We start from the raw sequence: 19142 nt of genomic DNA on the forward strand, positions 1-19142 counted from the left end.
CATTACACAATTAGGGAATTGATTTGTAATATTTATTCGATAATACGATACGACAGGTTTAACTCAATTCTTCTTTAGCTTTCAACTTCTTCAACAAAACCATAGATAATATAATCACCACGTTCTTCGAGTTTAATCGTTTCCATTCCACTCCAGCCGGATGCATTGGTATTTTCATCGATAAAATTTTGAATTCTGTCAAATGCGACACCAATCTTTGTTTTCCCATCTGCATAGATCTGATATTTCGCAGAGGTCTGCCAGCTTACTTTTTTTCTAAATAACCGTAAACCTTCTCTTTTCAAAAAACTGTGCATTTCATTAGATAAATTCATATTCTCAATTGTTTTACGCGCCCACACTACTCACCTTTTTATTTGGCAGATGCTTTTTTGGAAGGACTTACCTCAAGCCCTCTCATTAGTTTATCTATTTACGCTATATGGTTTTAATGGCTAAATAAATGGTTTTTCGCTGCTAAAATAGATAGGTCTAAAATAATGAACCAGATGGAATCATACAATGAAGTAGCTGCTATTTCATCGTACTCAAATGCTGTTTCGTCGAATTTTCCAACAGCATACGATGGACCTTCTTTCAATGCTAATTATAATCTGGCAGACTATTCGAACAGCGTCTAATACACTGCGAACAGAAATAGGAACAGGCGCTATTTTTTCGTCGAATAGATTCTTTAGTTCGTCCGATTCATTTTCAATTCTGTCGATATTTTTCGTTGTTCTTTTCCGTAGAAAGCACATTTGCTTACAATTTAAACGTAAACTATGGAAAACATTGAAAATTTTTTAGCGGAGGATTTTGTATTGGATGTACAAACTGTCTGCGTGGTCGAACCGATCTCATTTTTTGATTTTGATGACATGGAACTGGTAACTATTAAGACAGTTACATCTTCAAAAGTAATATAAAAGAGGATAATGCTGTGAAGGCGTTCTGGTAGGCGCCTTTACAGCAATCGTCTTTATTGCCTACTAAATAAAAAAAGAACCGAGTATATGATTTCACCCAAGCTTAAATGTATTCTCATTGAGGATGAACCCCTGGCGACAAAAAAGATAGTTGAATACATTCATATGTTTCCAGATCTTCAATTGATAAAGATGGTTGAAGACATTGAAAATCCAGCATTATTTAGTCATGATTTAAAATCTGCAGACATCTTATTCCTCGATCTCATTGTTAGCGGCGGCAATATTAATACACTTGCCGAATTGATCGCCGATATTCCTATCCTGATCATTACGTCCGCTGTGTCACGCTGGCATTATCCGGAATTTATCAAAAACAGAAAGCATTTTGCGCTGCAAAAACCAATTTCGCCCGAAATGTTTCAGTCTTGTATAAAAGAAGTCATGCAATACTAGTCCTACTAATTCATGTCATTATTCCACTTATCCGATTATTTTCTTCTGCGCACGCCGCTACTTCCAGCTGCATTTGCCGTTGATCTTTTAACGATAAAAGAGATAAATGAAATGGAAGAGAAACTTCGTCATTTGTTTCAAGATGAGCAATTAAAAGAAGCCTTATTTTTGGCGAGCCCTGCCTTCTCTGTAGAGGTTCAAAAATGGCTTGAATATAAGAAAGAGAGCAGCTCAAAAATGATCGCTTCACTACTCAAATATGCGATTAGGATGAGCACCAGAAGTACGCCTTTCGGGTTATTCGCAGGGGTATCTTTTGGGAACCTTACCGTCTCCGAAAAAAAGGTATCGTTAATTAGGGCTAATGCGAATAAAGCTGTATTAAAACTGGATGCCACCATTTTGACAGGAATTATTGAACAGCTTTCAAAAGACAAAAGAATTTACAGTCAACTCTATTATCGTATCAATCCGACCTTATACTTAGATGGTAAATATTACAAATATTATCAAAAAGTGGCAAATGGGAAGAAAGGACAGCATATCCTGAAACGCATAAGGCTTACTCCAGTTTTGGATCGAGTCATCCAATACTTTGAACGCAATAAGAGAACCAGCCACTATCAATCATTAATCGATCTGCTGCAAGGTCTTGGAGCATCAACAACGCATGCGAGCCTATTCGTCAATAACCTCATCAGCCTTGGAATCATATCGTCTGAATTACAGCCCAATGTAATTGGCCGAGGTTATCTGGACAGCCTGATAACCTCGCTTGAAAGAGTGGATAAGGCGGAAAATTATTTAAATCCTTTATTAACAGTAAAAAAATGGCTTCATAGTTCTCAATCTGTCATTGAGATCCGAAACGCCATCCTTAAATTATTGCAGCCTTTAGCTCCAGACCTTGATATGACCAATTCGTTACAGGGGGACCTCCTCATGGGGATGGACGAAAATAACTTATCAGATACCGCATTAAATCACATAAGAGATCAATTTCAGGATTTACTACCACTTTGCAGCCAGGCTAAGTTAACAGATTTTGACCAGTTTAGAGCTGCGTTCTCTGTTAAATATGAAGATAGAATGGTCCCGCTAACGACAGCTCTAGACCCCGATATTGGGATTGGTTACGGACGTCAAGAAGGTGTTTACAATATAACGGATGAAATACTCGGGGAAGTTAAAAACATCACTCCGACGGGCGAAAAAAAATATGGGGACCACCATTATCAAGATCTGGTCATTGAAAAATTTGTAGAAAGTGTAAAAAATCAATTCACCGAAATTCGGCTGACCGGCAAAGATCTAAATCATATCGCTAAACAGCGTAAACAAACAGTCCATACTATCCCTTCTTCATTCTATGCCATCGGCAATCTCCTTAGAAGTTCATGTCAGGAAAATTTATTCTTCAATCTAGGTACTATTGGTGGTTCGTCATCAGGAAACTTAATTTCCAGATTTGCACATTTGGATGAAGAATTGCATAACAAATTAAAAGAATCGGCCAACAAAGAGCAGCAGCATTTTCCCAATGCAATACTTGCCGAGATTTGTCATTACCCAGACAATAATGCTGGTAATATAATTTATAGACCTGCGCTGCGAAAGGCATCAATTTGCCTAAGCCCAACAATCGACGAAGAACAAGAGCAAATTGATGTCAATGACTTATACCTGTTCCTTAAAGAACAGCGTCTAATCTTGTGGTCCAAGAAATTCAATAAAATGGTTATCCCCCGTTTGACGACGGCCCACAATTTTGAACAGGGTATGAATATTTACAAGTTTCTCGCAGATTTTCAGTTCCAAAATAATAGGTTGGATCTTTCCTGGAATTGGGGGATTATGAAAGAGCAGCCGAGGCTCCCAAGAATAAGCTACAAAAATATTATCTTGTCTAGAGCCCAGTGGCGAATTCAAAAAATAGCGAAATACCCCAGTAATCCTCAGGCTTTCATAAAAAATATACAAGCGGAGTTAGCAATCCCTGCAATGGTCATCATCAGCAGCGGCGATAATGAACTGTTGATAGATTTAGACAATCCTTTTTGCATAGAAATCGTATTGGATCATATGTGCAAAAGAGAGACCATATTAACCGAATATATCCTGAATGACTATTCATCAGTAGCCAGGGATAAAGATGGACATATTTTTGCCAACGAAATCATTATTCCAATAGAATCACAACAGGAGACTTTCACAAATGAATCAGCTCCGCAAGACAATAACCTAAAAAGATGCTTCCCTTTGGGCAGTGAATGGCTTTACGCCAAGATCTATTGTGGTTTACATTTTGCAGACACCTTGTTAAAGGAAGTTTTCCCCATTATCGTAGCGACAATTAGTCAGCAAAATGTCCTAAAAAAATGGTTTTTTATACGGTACAACGATCCATCGCCCCACATTAGGTTTAGAGTTGAGCTTTCAGATCCAAGCCAGTATTATTCCGTTATATCCACGCTTAATACCCTATTAGAACAGTTTATTAAAGATGGTCAGATATCAACGCTATCCTTTGACACTTATACACGGGAGATTGAACGCTATACCCCATTTTGTATGGAACTTAGTGAGGAGCTATTCTATCAACAGAGCGAAACGGTACTGAAGGTTATTCAACAAAGTACTTCAAACAATGATCGATGGCGCCTGGCTTTCGAAAATATTGAGTCGCTATTAGAAGCTGCAAAATTTACGCTGATCGAAAAAAGAGATTTCTGCCTACAGATGAATACGCTTTATCAGCAAGAATTTGATAATAATAAAAACCTTTGGATTCATCTCAACAAGAAGTTCAAAGAGAAAAAAGACTGGTTCGACAAACCTTTAGACAACACGGAAAACTCCCAGAAGAAACTAAATGCACTTCAATACAACATATTTAACACCTTACGGAGCCATACCGATCTAGACGAATTCAAGTCGGCCCGAACATCGTTACTATCAAGCTACATTCATATGTTTATTAACCGATTGTTCATGTCCGATCAACGCTTACATGAACTTGCTGTTTACCACTTTATGCTTGGCTATTATAAAATGCAAATTGGAAAACAGAAAGAACGTATGAATCCGATAAATTATATAAGTCCCATCTTCGCGAAAAGTTGATTACGATATTGTAAACCGATACCGAGTTCTGTCCCATTTTTCAGAATGACTTTACTTGCCTCAACACCCTTGATCTGTTTGATATTGACAATATAGGACCGATGCATACGAGCAAACATATCCCAAGGTAGTTCTGCTTCCATATCTTTCATGGTAGACAGCAACGTTTGCATACCTTCTAACGTATAAATTTGAATGTAATCCCCCCAGGCTTTTAGATAGAAAATATCCGCCGGATCTATAAAAATAGTTTTGTTCCGATCCTTTATCTTAATCGCCTTTCTTTCACCTTGTGGGCCCCTTCTAGAAAACAAAATTGCCTTTTGAACTTTTTCAATTGCCTTGATCAAGCGCTCTTCCGTCAGGAGTGGCTTTAAGATATAATCGATCACATCCAGCTCAAATCCATCGACCGCATACTCATAATGCCCAGTTATAAAAACAACAAATGGTGGATGAGCAAGTCCTTTGAGAAAGGTAATTCCATCCATTTCAGGCATATCTATATCCGATAAAATGAGATCTACCTCGTGCTGTCTTAAAACGTCAATTGCTTGCAATGGGTTTTCGAATACACCCAATATTTCAATCAGGCCTAACTTGGAAACTAATTTCTCCAGGCGACCTCTCGCAATAGGCTCATCTTCAATAAGGATAGTTTTAATTCTATTCATAAGTACTTCGCAACCCGCTGCTTTGGTGCTACGGCTCTGTTTCCGAATGTAAAGTTACAACAAGATTAACACTAAATACACCCTCATGCGACTTTATTTCCAAATTGTGATTATAAGGATAATGAAGTTCCAGTCGTTTTTTTACATTTTCTATCCCTAATCCACCGATATAATTTTCTGGTTTTGAAAGTTCTCTATACGCATTAGCCACGTGCATATATACCTTATCATCCCTCACTTTAATGTCTATGGATATCCATCCCGCCGAAGAACTTAGCCGAGGGCCGTGTTTAAATGCATTTTCTACAAACGGAAAAAAGATCAAAGGAACCATCATGCTGTTTTCGTCTTCAGCCGCCAGATTTAATTTGATCTGCACGGTCTCGCTATAGCGTAACTTTTCCAATTCAACATAATCCTTTAGCAATTGAAATTCGCGGCTAATTTCTATCCTGGGTTGATTACTTTCATGCAGTAAATACACCATAATACTGCTTAAACGCATCATACTTTCGCCGCCTCTTTCATCATGATCGGATACCAGCACATAGATGCTATAAAGTGTGTTAAGTAAAAAATGTGGGTTAATCTGGTATTTTAGAAAGGCAAGTTCCAACTGGACATTGTTCAATTCCAGTGCTGAATTTTTCAATTCAAGTTTCATTTTTGAATTTCTGACAGACATAAATGCCTGTACAATTTTTACGGTCAATGGCAGCGCCACCAAAAAAATAAAATCCAACAAATAATCGCTAATGGAAGAAAGGCGAAAAGCACCAAAGATGCCTTGACTTAATATTATTTCAAGATAGCTTGACAGGCGAATATCTGGTGTTAGATATTTCAACGTTAATAGTGCAGCAAAGTAACTTAGAAACGACCACCAGGCGTAAATAAACAACAACCATAATATACATAACACAAACTTCCCTGGAATAAACCATCGCGGGATGATGATATATGCTGTCACATAAAATATTGTCAACAAAGAAAATACATCCTTTACAAACAAAATCCAGGAATTATCAATATCTATCCGCTGATAGGAAATGAATTGCATTCCCAAAACCAAAAACCAAAAACACAAGTGAAGGATAATACGTTTCCCCGTATTGTAATTTTGGAAAAACCTGTTCATAGATAGCATACTTTTCAATAATATCAGTCTAATATAATGATATCCTTTAGTTTGTGGTAGTCTGACTTGTCAAGTGATAACGCAAAAAGACATTTCTGCGACAAAAAACAAAAACCTATAATGCTAACAATCTGAATATATCCCAATTAAGAACTGAGCAAATTCAAAAAATAGAATTACGCACAAAATAATTAAATTGTAACAAATATATTGCTTTAAAATGACTATGATTTTTAGCGTGCACACAACAGCTAGTTCATCCAGCAAATAAAGTAATTTGCTAGGTTATCAATATAGAATAGCGTTATTCTATAATTTTAATTAATTAGGTAATTTTCATTTACTTCTATCTTCCGTATATTTAATTTTATAGAACCCACATAAACAACAATTAGATGTCAACTACTTTTATGCAGCTTTGGTTATATAATAACTGGGCCAATACAGCACTACTGGATAAACTGAAAAGTGAAGGCGAAAAAGTACCTCATTCTTGCATACGGCTCTTTAGCCATATTGTCAATGCGCAGATTATTTGGTTAAGTCGATTAACTGGTGAAAAACCACCTGTTGGTGTTTGGGATGAGCACAGTATCATCGATTGCCAAAGGTATCACGATTTAACTTCAGAAGGATTTGGGCAGCAGATTCAGCGCAGAAATGATATGGAGGATGAAATTATCAATTATACAAACACACAGCATCAGGCTTTTCATAATAAGGCCAACGACATTCTGTTACACGTCTTTAATCATGGCACCTATCACAGGGCGCAAATAGCAAGCGAAATGCGAAAAAATGGGATTGAGCCTATCAACACAGATTATATCACTTTTGTTCGCACATAACAGTACTGTAATCAGACACCACTGCAGTCTGATTACAAACGAAGTAGTTTTATCGAAATGCCAATTTGCTCCAAATGATAAATATAAAATTTTGATCTAGTCAATTCGACCTATCCTGCACATCTTGCAATTTGCGGACTAGACGTCCTATAATATTGGAGAATACCTTAAATTTGAAACAAAAATGAGTTACAAACATATCTTCAAAGCGTCCTTAACTTGGAAAAATCCTGAACAGCCTACTGCTGTGGGTTCAAAAATTTATACAAAGAGCCATCACATCGCGATCGAAGGGAAAGCTGACCTGCAAGTTTCCGCAGCAAAAGCATTCAAAGGTGACCCCGCATTGTACAATCCGGAAGATTTGCTGCTTAGCAGCCTGATTTCTTGCCACATGATGTCCTATTTGTACGTCTGCTCACAAAATAGCATCGAGGTTTTATCCTATACGGACAATGCTATCGCTACCCTCGAAACGGATGGAGATGGAAGTGGTCGTTTTACAGAAGTCACACTACACCCCGAGGTTCTCATCACAGATAAATCCCAGATAGAACTTGCTTTATCCTTACATGCCCAAGCAAATAAACTGTGTTTTATTGCGAATTCATGTAATTTTACTGTACGGCACCATCCAAAATGTCAAGCGATCTAATCAGACTTAGGCGTTCTATCGAAAGAAAAAAACTTCTTGTTTTTTGTTTGTTAACACTACCGAAAATATAACACGCAGCACAAATTAGTAATTAAATAACAAACAAGTTTTTAAGGATTTCATTACTTTTGAATCATGATGGAAAATTCCAAGAAAAAAGCAGCAATCGGATTCATATTTATTACACTACTAATCGATATTACGGGTTGGGGAATCATTATTCCAGTCGTTCCTAAACTTATCGAGGAATTGATTCATAGCGACATCAGTGAAGCGGCAAAATATGGCGGCTGGCTCGGCTTTGCCTACGCTTTCACACAATTCATCTGTTCTCCTGTCGTTGGTAACCTCAGTGATAAATATGGCAGAAGGCCAATTATTTTGATCTCACTTTTTGGGTTTGCTGTAGACTACATCTTTCTTGCCCTCGCGCCAACTATAGGTTGGCTATTTTTAGGACGTGTTATCGCTGGACTGACAGGCGCTAGTTTTACAACGGCAAGTGCTTATATCGCTGATATATCCACGGATGAAGATCGGGCAAAGAACTTTGGTCTAATAGGCGCTGCATTTGGTCTAGGCTTTATCATCGGCCCAGTTATCGGCGGTCTACTCGGTCACTATGGTGCCAGGGTTCCCTTTTATGCGGCCGCAGGACTGTGTATGCTAAACTTCCTGTATGGCTATTTTATCTTACCTGAGAGCTTAGATAAAGAAAAACGTAGAGCTTTTGAATGGAAACGCGCAAATCCAATTGGATCCTTTAAGTTTCTTGGAAAACATCCAGAAATATCCGGATTAATCGTTGCCTTAATTTTAATATATATCGCAGGTCATGCAGTTCAAAGTAACTGGAACTTCTTCACCATGTATAAATTCGACTGGACAGAAAGAATGGTAGGTATCTCATTAGGTGTTATTGGATTATTGATTGGATTGGTTCAGGGTGTTTTAATTCGATGGACTACACCCAAACTTGGTGAACAAAAAAGCATTTTCTATGGATTGACCCTGTATGCCATTGGACTACTGTTATTCTCATTTGCAAGCGAGGGATGGATGATGTTCGTCTTCCTTATCCCTTATTGCTTGGGTGGTATTTGTGGACCAGCTCTTCAGTCTGTTATTACCAAAAATGTTCCTTCAAACGAACAGGGTGAACTTCAAGGTGCACTAACGAGCTTAATGAGTGCAACATCGATTATTGGTCCACCGATGATGACAAACCTATTTTATTATTTCACCCATGACAAAGCACCATTTAAATTTTCTGGCGCGCCGTTTTTCTTAGCATTTATCCTGATGACGATTAGTGTGATCATTGTATATAATGCTTCTCGGAAAAAGAGAAATCAGCAAATAAATCTTTAAACCTGATTGATCAGTCTGCACTATTTTCATCTAAAATTCAACTGGCCTATGCATATAAGAACTGCATAGGCCAGTTGAATTTTAAACCTTTGACTTTAAGCGACACACGATCTCCTGTGAAATATTAAGATAAGAAGCAACTATTCTATTGGATAGCCTTCTGACAACCATTGGATTCTCATCCAACAATAAACGATATTTTTCAAGGGCATCTAGCATTAAAAATGGCATCCAGACGCCTCGCAATTGAAAACCATGACTTAAGTCAAAAAACAGAAACACAATATCTGGTCCAGTACACAATCATCTCACTTCTGGATCAATTTAGGTTAATCAAACTTCAATTCTTCAATTCATGGATCGAATTCTTCAATTCCTACATTACTGATCGCTGTAAATTTGCAGGCAAGGAGATAAAATTCAAAATGATACATACAACAGACATAACAAATCAAAACATAAAACTCCACGTAAACTCAAAACGGGATACACCTATACTGACGAAGCCTCTTTTATGGCTTATTACCTTGACAACTGGAGTAGTCGTCGGCAACAACTATTATAATCAACCGCTTTTGGGATTGATGGCGAAAGACTTTCACGTTAGTGAAGCTGCAATTAGTATGATTGCTATGCTCACCCAGATCGGTTTTGCAACAGGGCTACTCTTTATCGTTCCTTTGGGAGATATGATAAAAAGAAAGAAATTAATATTATCAATTTTTCTACTCATCATAGCCTCCTTATTGGCAATGGTCTTCGCTCCCACTCTTGGGCTGCTCTATATCGCAAGCTTTATGGTTGGATTTAGCTCAGTCGTTCCCCAAATGCTCGTCCCCCTTACGGCCGAACTTGCTACTCCCGAAAAACGCAATTCTTCAATCGGAATGGTCATGAGTGGCTTACTATTAGGTATTCTGCTCTCCCGCGTCGCAGCAGGATTTATTGGCGATATCTGGGGATGGCAGGCGATCTATTATATGGCGATTGCATTAATGGTTCTATTCATGTTATTATTAGCTTTCGCACTCCCCGATGTGAAACCGACATTTCAAGGAAGTTATCTACAATTAATGCACTCATTGATCCATCTGACAAAAACTCAACCGGTGTTACGGCTATCTGCACTCAGAGGTGCCCTAGGTTTTGCGGGATTCAGTGCTTTTTGGATTACATTGGTATTTCATTTACAGGAAGCTCCTTTCCACGCGGGGTCCGCTGTAGCTGGATCCTTCGGATTAATAGGGGCTGTTGGCGCTTTGGCAGCAGCATTGGTCGGCCGGATCGCAACGCGTGTTTCTACGTATACCGTTATTCTTGGTTCCATATGTATCCTGCTATTGAGCTGGATTGTATTCTACATCGGGGGGAATAGCTATATCGGATTAATAACTGGTGTAATCTTAATTGACCTGGGTTTACAATCAATGCATATCAGCAATCAATCTGCTTTCTTTGCCTTAAATATCGGGGCAACCAACCGACTAAATACAGTCTATATGTTTAGTTACTTTGCGGGTGGATCATTGGGTAGTTACCTGGCCCCTCTCGCTTGGAAATACTTTCAATGGAATGGCGTGGTGTCGACAGGCTTTTGTTGTACACTACTGGTTCTCATCATCCATATCTGCTACGACAGACGGCCAAAAAAATTTTCTTAGTCGTTGAACACCATAATCTAAAGAAAAGCTAATTAACAGAAAATCTTCTATATGATGATATCCATTAATGGCCTACATGTTATACATGTAGGCCATGGATGGAAACTTATATCACTTATTCGAGCACACCAAACTTGCCAGCTTGAAAATCTTCAAAGGCTTGGTAAATCTCTGCCTGTGTATTCATTACAAATGGGCCATAGCTCACGATAGGTTCATCGATGGGCTCACCGCTTAACACAAGTAAAACCGCATTTTTATGGGCCTTTATCGAGATCTCTTCACCATCATGACCAAATAAAACAAAACTATGTTCCTTCGCAAGTTCACCGTTGACCTCGACCTCCCCATTCACAACCAGCATCGCAGTATTATGATTTTGTGGAACTAAAAAATTCGTTTCATGTTGCTCCGCCAATTTGATATCAAATAGATTGACAGACGTATAGGTGCTCGCTGGCCCTACCGTATCCTTAAATTTTCCCGCGATGACATTAACTACCCCTGCTGCGTCAGGCAATAGTACCTTCCCCATCTGATTGGCTGTAATCGCCTGGTAATGTGCCTCCGTTGATTTATCTTTCGCTGGTAAATTAACCCAGAGCTGAACCATTTCAAACAATCCACCTTTTTTTGAAAATTCCTCTTCATGGTATTCTTTATGTAATATACCCGCACCGGCAGTCATCCATTGTACATCACCCGGACAAATAACTCCGCTGTTTCCCGAACTGTCGTGATGGGCTACACTACCTTTGTAGGCGATAGTAACGGTTTCAAATCCCTTATGCGGATGTACATCCACGCCTCTGATATGATCCGAAGGTCCAAAATCAAATGCTGCGTTGAAATCCAGTAAAAGAAATGGACTCATCCTCTTTTGGGAAATCCCATTCCCTGGTATCATATTAAATACACGAAATCCATCTCCTACCATACCCGGTTGAGCTGGACGTTGGAAAATTCTTTCAATTGATTTTTTCATGTTATGATCTCCTTTTTTATCGTTCTTGATGAATTTAAGTTGAAGCCCAAATTGATTCACTTCATTTTAAATTGCTATCTCAAAGGTACGACGAGAAGAAGCCTGCTTCCAACAACCTGGATTAAGGCATAAACTTAACCTAGATTAAGTTTATAAGAAAAGATACTGCTAAAACTAGGAATCCCACATTTTCTGGATGCCATAGAAATGTGTAACTTCAATAAAAATCATAGACCAAGTATCTTTATGCACTCAAACAATACCGTCACATTAACAAAATTCTACCGTCACCTTTGGTTACGTCCAATACTATTACTCTTGCTATTCATCTTTTTATACCCCGCAGTACATGCGCAATCCAACAGTAAATCTAAAGTGAAACCAAACTGGAATGAAATACTTGAAGAACAACTGTTTCCAGGTAAAAAGCTCCAAGATTCCACGTTCCGCTTTCAGGGCAAATTTGAAGAACAATTTATCACAACAGCAGATCATGTTAAACTCCATGGAATCTTGTTTAAGGCAGACAAGAGCAAAGGACTAATTTTCTATTTGCATGGCAGTAATGGGGCTGTAGATACCTGGGGTAAAATTGCCAATATCTATACTGATAACGGATATGATCTTTTTATGCTGGATTACCGAGGTTACGGAAAAAGTGAAGGTAAAGTAACCAATGAAGAACTACTTTATCGTGATCTGCAAACGGTCTATGATAAGCTGACACAACAGTATCCGGAAGATCACATTATCATAATCGGTCAATCTATGGGCACGGCACTTGCTTCAACTATTGCTTCGCATAATTCTCCAAAAATGCTTATTCTTCAGGCACCTTACTATAGTTTTCAAGATTGGACACAACATGTCGCTCCTGAACTCGATACAAGCGGGATCCCCTTTTATTTCGACAATGCTGCGGCATTGCAAAAAGTAAAATGTAGAACGATCATCTTCCACGGAGACCAGGATAATGCCGTCTATTTTGATTCTTCCATTAAACTGAGTAACTTTTTTAAAAAACAGGATAAATTGATACGTTTGGCAAAGGAAGGACATAATGATTTTTCTAAAAATAAAGACTATCTGCATGCGATTGCCGAGCTATTGCGATAGTCTCATTTTATACCAAAAATACACTATGCCCCTTCAGGAATTTTATACCTTAAATTCGGGATAAGGAAAACCCTTTCCTTTTTCACAGAAAAATTTTAAACTCCTGAAAAATAGTGCCCAATCAAAACTGCAGGAAGCAAATTCCGCACTATAATTTGCCCAGCCATCATGGTGAAACAGCAGCATACATCCCTTTTGCTGAGGTTCAAGTTCAAAGGTCAGTGTCGTTCCAATCCATTCCTCAAATGCCTTGACACAGCGCCACTCGACCCTGGAATAAGGCTTCAGCGAAATAACTTCCATATTTTTAAAATAGCTCGGACCAAATCCAAACCGCAGGATCGCACCAATCTCCGGCTTTGCCTTGGTATCTGGTGTCCACCAGCCTGCTAGTCCTTCCGCCGTTGTAAGCGCCTTGTAAACAGTCTCTACAGGAGTTTCAATTAACAGCCTATGGTAGATACTTTTTGTCCCAAGATCATGTGGTATGCGATTCTCTTCCATAGCCCCCAGCGCTATTTCCTCCTTTGGAGTAGGCTGTCCCAGCCCAGTTAAAATCAATTGTCTTAGGCTGTCCGCTATATAATACGTCCAGGCATCATGACATACCTGATAACATTCCATCTGGGAATTAAGCCCACGATGGGTGAAATGTAATGTAGTTGTACCCGCATCTTCCACAATATCGAAGATAATGGAACTATTAGTCCATTCCCGTTCATCCTGGGTGAATTTAAAATAGTTTTCGAGGACCCGCCAGACTACTTTACGATCTGTTTCCATCGTTTCTATTCGTATTCGACAACGATGTACATCCTGATAATGATATATAAACTCATCATGCAAAGCAGCAGTTGGCCCTTCAATATTTTGAGACCACCATCCGCGGACATTATTGATTGCTTCAAATACACGTTGAGCACCTGCTTCAACGGTAATGCTTATTTTAAAATCTTCCTTTTTCATCATTCATCGTATTTTATAACGTTAACTCATACTTCTTATATTCCTATACCTCAATCAAATATGTAAATCTAAACGAATAAGTCCCGGAAGCGTTTTTGCCAAGGGAATATGTGTCTCAAAATAGTGTTTGTCAAAAAACTCCCTATTCGTAGGAGTCTTGTATATTGCGATCATTCGTACCATCTTGTGGTATTAATTTAAATTTATAGATCAAATATAGCGGACTTCAAAACACAAAAAGGGGTGTAAAATAGACATTCTCAGCGGTTGATTTAGACAAGTCGTTTCGGTATATTTGGATAGTATCAAATAAGCGTATTATCGTTTATTCAATCTTATAAACTTTCAACATGAAACATCTAACGATCTTAGTTCCAGACAGTCAGACAGGCCCTAATACCATATCGTGCATTGTTGGAACATACCATGTATTCACAGAAGCGAACCGCTATTACGATAAACTGAACAGGGAACCTATATTTAATATAGAATTGGCAGGAGTTTCCAAACAGAGTAACTTTGTCAATGGATTATTAACGGTCATGACGCAGAAAGATATCACTACGATTCAAAAGACCGACCTCATTATTGTACCCGCTGTCATTTCTAATTTTAGTGCGATAGAAGCTGGTAATAGCATGCTCTCAGCATGGATATTAGACCATTATACCAAGGGAGCAAATGTTGCAAGCATGTGTACCGGCGCATATCTGCTCGCATCCACAGGGCTTTTGGATAACAAAAACTGCTCTATCCACTGGAAATCAGCGGCAAATTTTCATAAGCTCTTTCCAAAGGTTAACTTAAAAACAGAACAAATTATTACTGATGAGCAAGGAATCTATACCAATGGTGGCGGTTATTCGTTCCTTAATCTCCTCCTTTACCTGGTCGAAAAGTTCTACGACAGACAGACGGCTATTTATTGCTCCAAAATATTTCAAATTGATATTGCCAGACAAACACAGTCCGATTTTATGATCTTTAATGGTCAAAAATCACATGGAGATGAAATGGTCATGCGTGCACAGGACTATCTCGAGAATAACTTTTCAGAAAAAATTTCCATGGAGAAGTTATCTGAAAAATTCACTGTCGGACGTCGGAATTTCGACCGTAGATTTATTAAAGCGACAGGCAATACGCCCGTGGAATATCTTCAACGGATAAAAGTAGAATCGGCAAAAAAAGAATTGGAAAGCTCGAGGAAAACGGTAAATGAAGTGATGTACGCTATTGGATATACGGACATAAAGGCTTTTCGCGAGATATTCCGTCGGTTTACAGGACTCTCTCCCCTTGAATATAAAAACAAGTACAATAAAGCAGTAATAAAATAGATGTTAGATGAATTTTGAACCGATTCAGTTTTCTGATCTCTCCGTCATCACAGCATTAAGTCCAGAAGGATGGGGTAATGTGCCGATCAAAATACAGCATTATATAGAAAGCCCTTTTTGTTTCCCCATAAAACTCCTGGTCGATCAGAAAATTGTGGCCATAGGTACGACCATTATCCATAGCAACGTTGCCTGGCTCGGACATATTATCGTCGCTCCCGATGAAAGAGGAAAAGGCTATGGGAAACAAACCACCCAAGAACTTATTCGTATAGCAAACAACAAAAAATGCAACAGCATTCAACTCATTGCAACGGATATGGGCGCGCCTGTTTACACAAAGCTCGGCTTCAAGGAATCTTCTTCTTATCTTTTCTTTGATGATATACAAGCACCCCATCTTGAAGAAGCGGACAATAATATACAGCAATATCAATCCCGATACAAAAAGCAACTTCTGAGGCTCGACCTAACAACCGCAGCTGAAAATAGACGATGCGAAATAGAACCGCATTTCATTTCAGGTTTTCTATATGTGAAGAACCAAACGCTCCGCGGTTATTATTTTCCTTCTTTGGGAGAAGGCCTTATTGTTGCCAATGAACAAGCTGCAGGAATGGCATTGTTAAAAATGTATTTAATGCAAAATTCCAAAGTTGTGCTACCGAAAGAGAATACAACCGCAGTTTCCTTTCTATTGAACCAAGGTTATCCAATAAAACGTCAGGCCAAGCGCATGTACCTGGGTGAAAATATCGATGTTCAATTTCAGTCCATCTTCAATAGAATTGGTGGAAATCTAGGTTAACACCAATTCTATACGTTATTTTTTTAAAACCGATAGCAAATTTCAAGACAACATAATGGACTCTACGAAAGCTGACCTACCGCATCCTCAAGAACCTTTTTGGCAGCCACAGCCGGTTGCTTTTTGCTTCGTTGGATATAACATAGGGAAATTACGATTCCTAAAGCTGCCATAACCGCACCAACCAAAGCCGGAGAAGTATAACCATAGCCTTGATTAATGGGTACACCACCTAAAAAGGCACCCAATGCATTCGCAATATTAAAACAAGCAGGTCCTAAAGAAGCAACCAACATTTCAGCATCACTTTTTACCGAGTTAAGCAATAATAAGGTTAACGAAGGTACGAGCGCAAAAGTAGTGACTCCGGTTAAAAAAGTCATCACCAAGGATACCCAAACGTTGTCAGACAGCCCGTAAATAACCAACATACATAAAATCTGAACCACCAGTACGGCTACAACCACCTTTGTTGAAGAAAAAGCGTCCGTCAACTTCCCTCCGATCAAATTCCCCACAAACATACCTAATCCAGCCAAAACCATAATATAAGGCAGGTATTTATCAGCAACACCAGACACTTCAGTCATCAGCGGAGCTATATAACTTATCCAGGCAAACAGTGCCCCTGGAGCTATTGAAAATAATAAAACCATAAACCAGACATTCACATTGCGAAAAATGCCAAAGTCCTTCCAAGGATTATTTTTAGGTGCTGCTTTCATTTTAGGCATCCACAACTTTAAGGCTAACATGGTCAAAATACCGACGATAACAATCAATAGAAAAGTATAACGCCATGAAAAATGATGTCCAATATAGGTACCCAATGGAACCCCAAATAAATTGGCAACTGTCAATCCGGAAAACATCGTCGCTACAGCCTGCGCTTCTTTACCAGGATCGGCCAATCGACTGGCAATAACAGACCCTACCCCGAAGAAAGCACCATGTGGCAATCCCGAAATAAAACGCGATACCAACAAAAGACCATAGTCTGGAGCAACTACAGATAATCCATTAAATAGGGTAAACAATCCCATGAGGATAATCAAGGTCTTAAGTGGCGAGAATCGATTCATAACAACCACCAACAGTGGGGCACCGATAACTACACCTAAGGCATAAGCTGTAATGAGATAACCAGCTTCCGGAATTGAAACTTGCAGACTTTGGGCAACGTCCGGTAGCATCCCCATCATACTAAATTCGGTAATTCCTATCCCCAATCCCCCCAGTGCAAGTGCTAATAAACTCTTCTTCATATATAATTGAAATTATTAATAACACAAATTTCTATCAGAATAATTTAATAAACAAATCATTTAAATAGTACAACCTATCATTAAACTAATAGCACCGACATTGTCTCAATGAAAACACCTATATTAGCCTGAGGTAAAATCGATCAGCATAACACATTCAAACCTTAACCATGAAACTGCATCATTATATACTTACTTTCACCTTGTACACACTTGTACCTTCTTGGGCATTGGCACAAAAAGGCCATGCAAAAAAGCATCCAAATATTGTATATATCATGAGTGATGACCATGGTTATCAAGCGATCAGCGCTTATGGTTACGGATTGAACGAAACGCCCAATATTGACAGATTAGCAAAGGAAGGTGCCATTTTCACACGTGCGACCGTGACAAATTCATTATGTGCACCCAGTCGGGCTGTACTCCTAACTGGGAAGCACAGTTATATGAATGGGAAAATTGATAATGAGGCAAAATTCGATTGGAATCAGGACAACTTTGCCAAGATTCTCCAAAAAAATGGGTATCAAACGGCATTAATCGGTAAAATCCATATGGATGGCCTACCCCAGGGATTTAACCACTCAGCGGTCCTTATTGACCAAGGCGAATATTATAATCCAAACTTTATTATCAATGGTGTAAAACAACAAATACAAGGCTATGTATCGGATCTCACCACCGATATGACCCTAGATTGGATCGCTAAAAGAGATACCAGCAAACCTTTCTGTGTGCTCTATCATCAAAAAGCGCCACACCGAGAGTGGCTACCGGCTTTGCGACATCTTCAACAATATACATCAAAAACCTACAAAGAACCGAATAATCTATTCGACACCTACGAAGGAAGAGGAACTGCTGCTAAAACCGCTGAAATGAATATCCTTAAACACATGAACTGGGCTGGTGACAACAAGATACCTCCTGCGCTAATGGATGAATTGGGACTAAAAGAATATCTATCCTGGGATAAAGCTGCCTTCAATGGAAACCTAGGAAGAATGACTGCAGCGCAGCGCGCAACATGGGATTCAATCTACAACCCAATCATGGCAGATTTTAAGATGAAATATCACAACATGTCCAAAGAAGACCTGATGCGCTGGCGATATCAACGTTATATGCAGGATTATCTGGGTACCGTTGCTGCAGTGGACGACGGTGTTGGACGTCTATTGGAATTTTTGAAAGACAATGGACTCGACGAAAATACAATTGTCATTTATACCTCAGACCAAGGGTTCTATCTGGGTGAACATGGTTGGTTTGACAAACGTTTTATGTATGAAGAATCGCTCCGAACCCCCTTATTGATCCGCTATCCAGCAGAAATTAAAGCTGGCCAATCCTCAAAAGCACTTGTTCAGAATCTTGATTTTGCCCCCACAATCCTAGATTATGCAGGACTTACAATTCCGAAAGATATGCAGGGAAAATCTTTTCGTGGTCTACTCAATGGAAAAGAAAAACAATGGCGCGATGCAGTATATTACACCTACTATGAGTACCCTTCCATTCATATGGTAAAACGACATTATGGGATTCGTACCGAAAGGTACAAACTGATCCATTTCTATTATGACAAAGATGAGTGGGAATTATACGATCTAGAGAAAGATCCACAGGAAATGCAGAATGTATACAATGTACAAGCATACCAAAACGTACGTGAAGAAATGCATCATAAACTGGACGAAGCCCGAGCCTACTATAAAGATTCCGATGAGAACGACAAAAAGTTTTTACCGAAGGTAAAACAATAATTTACTGGCCTACTAAGCCATTAAATTATTGTTGTTAA

19 protein-coding genes are annotated in these 19142 nt (G+C 38.9%); 12 read left to right on the forward strand and 7 right to left on the reverse strand.

The window, feature by feature from the left end:
- Nucleotides 1-74 precede the first annotated feature (74 nt).
- A complete protein-coding gene (locus HS960_RS08220; RefSeq protein ID WP_145330518.1) occupies nucleotides 75-335 on the reverse strand; it encodes a hypothetical protein in 261 nt (86 codons plus the stop codon).
- Between the two features lie 174 nt (nucleotides 336-509).
- On the opposite strand from HS960_RS08220, the gene HS960_RS26995 reads away from it, so the two are divergent.
- From HS960_RS26995 to HS960_RS08235, 4 genes are all read left to right on the forward strand, one after another.
- A complete protein-coding gene (locus HS960_RS26995) occupies nucleotides 510-641 on the forward strand; it encodes a hypothetical protein (RefSeq protein ID WP_259254939.1) in 132 nt (43 codons plus the stop codon).
- Between the two features lie 144 nt (nucleotides 642-785).
- A complete protein-coding gene (locus HS960_RS08225) occupies nucleotides 786-929 on the forward strand; it encodes a hypothetical protein (RefSeq protein WP_153848663.1) in 144 nt (47 codons plus the stop codon).
- Between the two features lie 87 nt (nucleotides 930-1016).
- On the forward strand, nucleotides 1017-1385 hold the full coding sequence (locus tag HS960_RS08230) for a response regulator (protein ID WP_182332076.1): 369 nt from the start codon (nucleotides 1017-1019) through the stop codon (nucleotides 1383-1385).
- Between the two features lie 12 nt (nucleotides 1386-1397).
- Nucleotides 1398-4508, forward strand: coding sequence for a lantibiotic dehydratase (locus HS960_RS08235; RefSeq protein WP_182332078.1), 3111 nt, complete (start codon nucleotides 1398-1400; stop codon nucleotides 4506-4508).
- On the opposite strand, the gene HS960_RS08240 is transcribed toward HS960_RS08235, so the two are convergent.
- Nucleotides 4478-5182 (reverse strand): LytR/AlgR family response regulator transcription factor, encoded by a 705-nt coding sequence (locus HS960_RS08240; protein WP_153848666.1) that lies wholly within the window; start codon nucleotides 5180-5182, stop codon nucleotides 4478-4480. The two genes, HS960_RS08235 and HS960_RS08240, sit on opposite strands and share 31 nt — an antisense overlap.
- A 28-nt stretch (nucleotides 5183-5210) precedes the next feature.
- On the reverse strand, nucleotides 5211-6320 hold the full coding sequence (locus tag HS960_RS08245; protein WP_182332080.1) for a sensor histidine kinase: 1110 nt from the start codon (nucleotides 6318-6320) through the stop codon (nucleotides 5211-5213).
- A 395-nt stretch (nucleotides 6321-6715) separates the two neighbouring features.
- On the opposite strand from HS960_RS08245, the gene HS960_RS08250 reads away from it, so the two are divergent.
- The 4 genes from HS960_RS08250 to HS960_RS08265 all read left to right on the forward strand — a co-directional run bounded on the left by HS960_RS08250 (nucleotide 6716) and on the right by HS960_RS08265 (nucleotide 10855).
- Nucleotides 6716-7168, forward strand: coding sequence for a DinB family protein (locus HS960_RS08250; protein ID WP_153848668.1), 453 nt, complete (start codon nucleotides 6716-6718; stop codon nucleotides 7166-7168).
- Nucleotides 7169-7352: 184 nt separating this feature from the next.
- The gene (locus HS960_RS08255; protein WP_153848669.1) at nucleotides 7353-7823 is read left to right on the forward strand and encodes an OsmC family protein; all 471 of its coding nucleotides are present in this window, start codon (nucleotides 7353-7355) and stop codon (nucleotides 7821-7823) included.
- 135 nt (nucleotides 7824-7958) lie between these two features.
- Nucleotides 7959-9194, forward strand: a complete 1236-nt coding sequence (locus HS960_RS08260) for a TCR/Tet family MFS transporter (protein WP_327196885.1) — start codon at nucleotides 7959-7961, stop codon at nucleotides 9192-9194.
- 224 nt (nucleotides 9195-9418) lie between these two features.
- A complete protein-coding gene (locus HS960_RS08265) occupies nucleotides 9419-10855 on the forward strand; it encodes an MFS transporter (RefSeq protein ID WP_227550368.1) in 1437 nt (478 codons plus the stop codon).
- A gap of 115 nt (nucleotides 10856-10970) precedes the next feature.
- On the opposite strand, the gene HS960_RS08270 is transcribed toward HS960_RS08265, so the two are convergent.
- A complete protein-coding gene (locus HS960_RS08270) occupies nucleotides 10971-11840 on the reverse strand; it encodes a pirin family protein (protein ID WP_182332082.1) in 870 nt (289 codons plus the stop codon).
- 246 nt (nucleotides 11841-12086) lie between these two features.
- Between HS960_RS08270 and HS960_RS08275 the strand changes: the two genes are divergently transcribed.
- Nucleotides 12087-12956, forward strand: coding sequence for an alpha/beta hydrolase (locus HS960_RS08275; RefSeq protein ID WP_159726778.1), 870 nt, complete (start codon nucleotides 12087-12089; stop codon nucleotides 12954-12956).
- Between the two features lie 42 nt (nucleotides 12957-12998).
- Here HS960_RS08275 and HS960_RS08280 read toward each other — a convergent pair whose 3' ends face one another.
- Together HS960_RS08280 and HS960_RS27140 are read right to left on the reverse strand one after the other, a co-directional pair.
- Nucleotides 12999-13925: an SRPBCC family protein gene (locus HS960_RS08280; RefSeq protein WP_227550369.1), complete on the reverse strand. Its 927-nt coding sequence runs from the start codon at nucleotides 13923-13925 to the stop codon at nucleotides 12999-13001.
- 51 nt (nucleotides 13926-13976) lie between these two features.
- A complete protein-coding gene (locus tag HS960_RS27140) occupies nucleotides 13977-14105 on the reverse strand; it encodes an EthD family reductase (RefSeq protein ID WP_153848672.1) in 129 nt (42 codons plus the stop codon).
- A gap of 167 nt (nucleotides 14106-14272) precedes the next feature.
- Between HS960_RS27140 and HS960_RS08290 the strand changes: the two genes are divergently transcribed.
- On the forward strand, nucleotides 14273-15262 hold the full coding sequence (locus HS960_RS08290; RefSeq protein WP_182332083.1) for a GlxA family transcriptional regulator: 990 nt from the start codon (nucleotides 14273-14275) through the stop codon (nucleotides 15260-15262).
- A gap of 7 nt (nucleotides 15263-15269) precedes the next feature.
- Complete coding sequence (locus tag HS960_RS08295) at nucleotides 15270-16070, forward strand: GNAT family N-acetyltransferase (protein WP_153848674.1); 801 nt, start codon at nucleotides 15270-15272, stop codon at nucleotides 16068-16070.
- A gap of 62 nt (nucleotides 16071-16132) precedes the next feature.
- On the opposite strand, the gene HS960_RS08300 is transcribed toward HS960_RS08295, so the two are convergent.
- Entirely contained in the window at nucleotides 16133-17335 is a 1203-nt protein-coding gene (locus tag HS960_RS08300) for an MFS transporter (RefSeq protein WP_153848675.1), read from the reverse strand.
- Nucleotides 17336-17505: 170 nt separating this feature from the next.
- On the opposite strand from HS960_RS08300, the gene HS960_RS08305 reads away from it, so the two are divergent.
- Entirely contained in the window at nucleotides 17506-19104 is a 1599-nt protein-coding gene (locus HS960_RS08305) for a sulfatase family protein (protein WP_182332085.1), read from the forward strand.
- Nucleotides 19105-19142: the final 38 nt, after the last annotated feature.

This window comes from Sphingobacterium paramultivorum (assembly GCF_014109745.1).
Lineage (GTDB): Bacteria > Bacteroidota > Bacteroidia > Sphingobacteriales > Sphingobacteriaceae > Sphingobacterium > Sphingobacterium paramultivorum.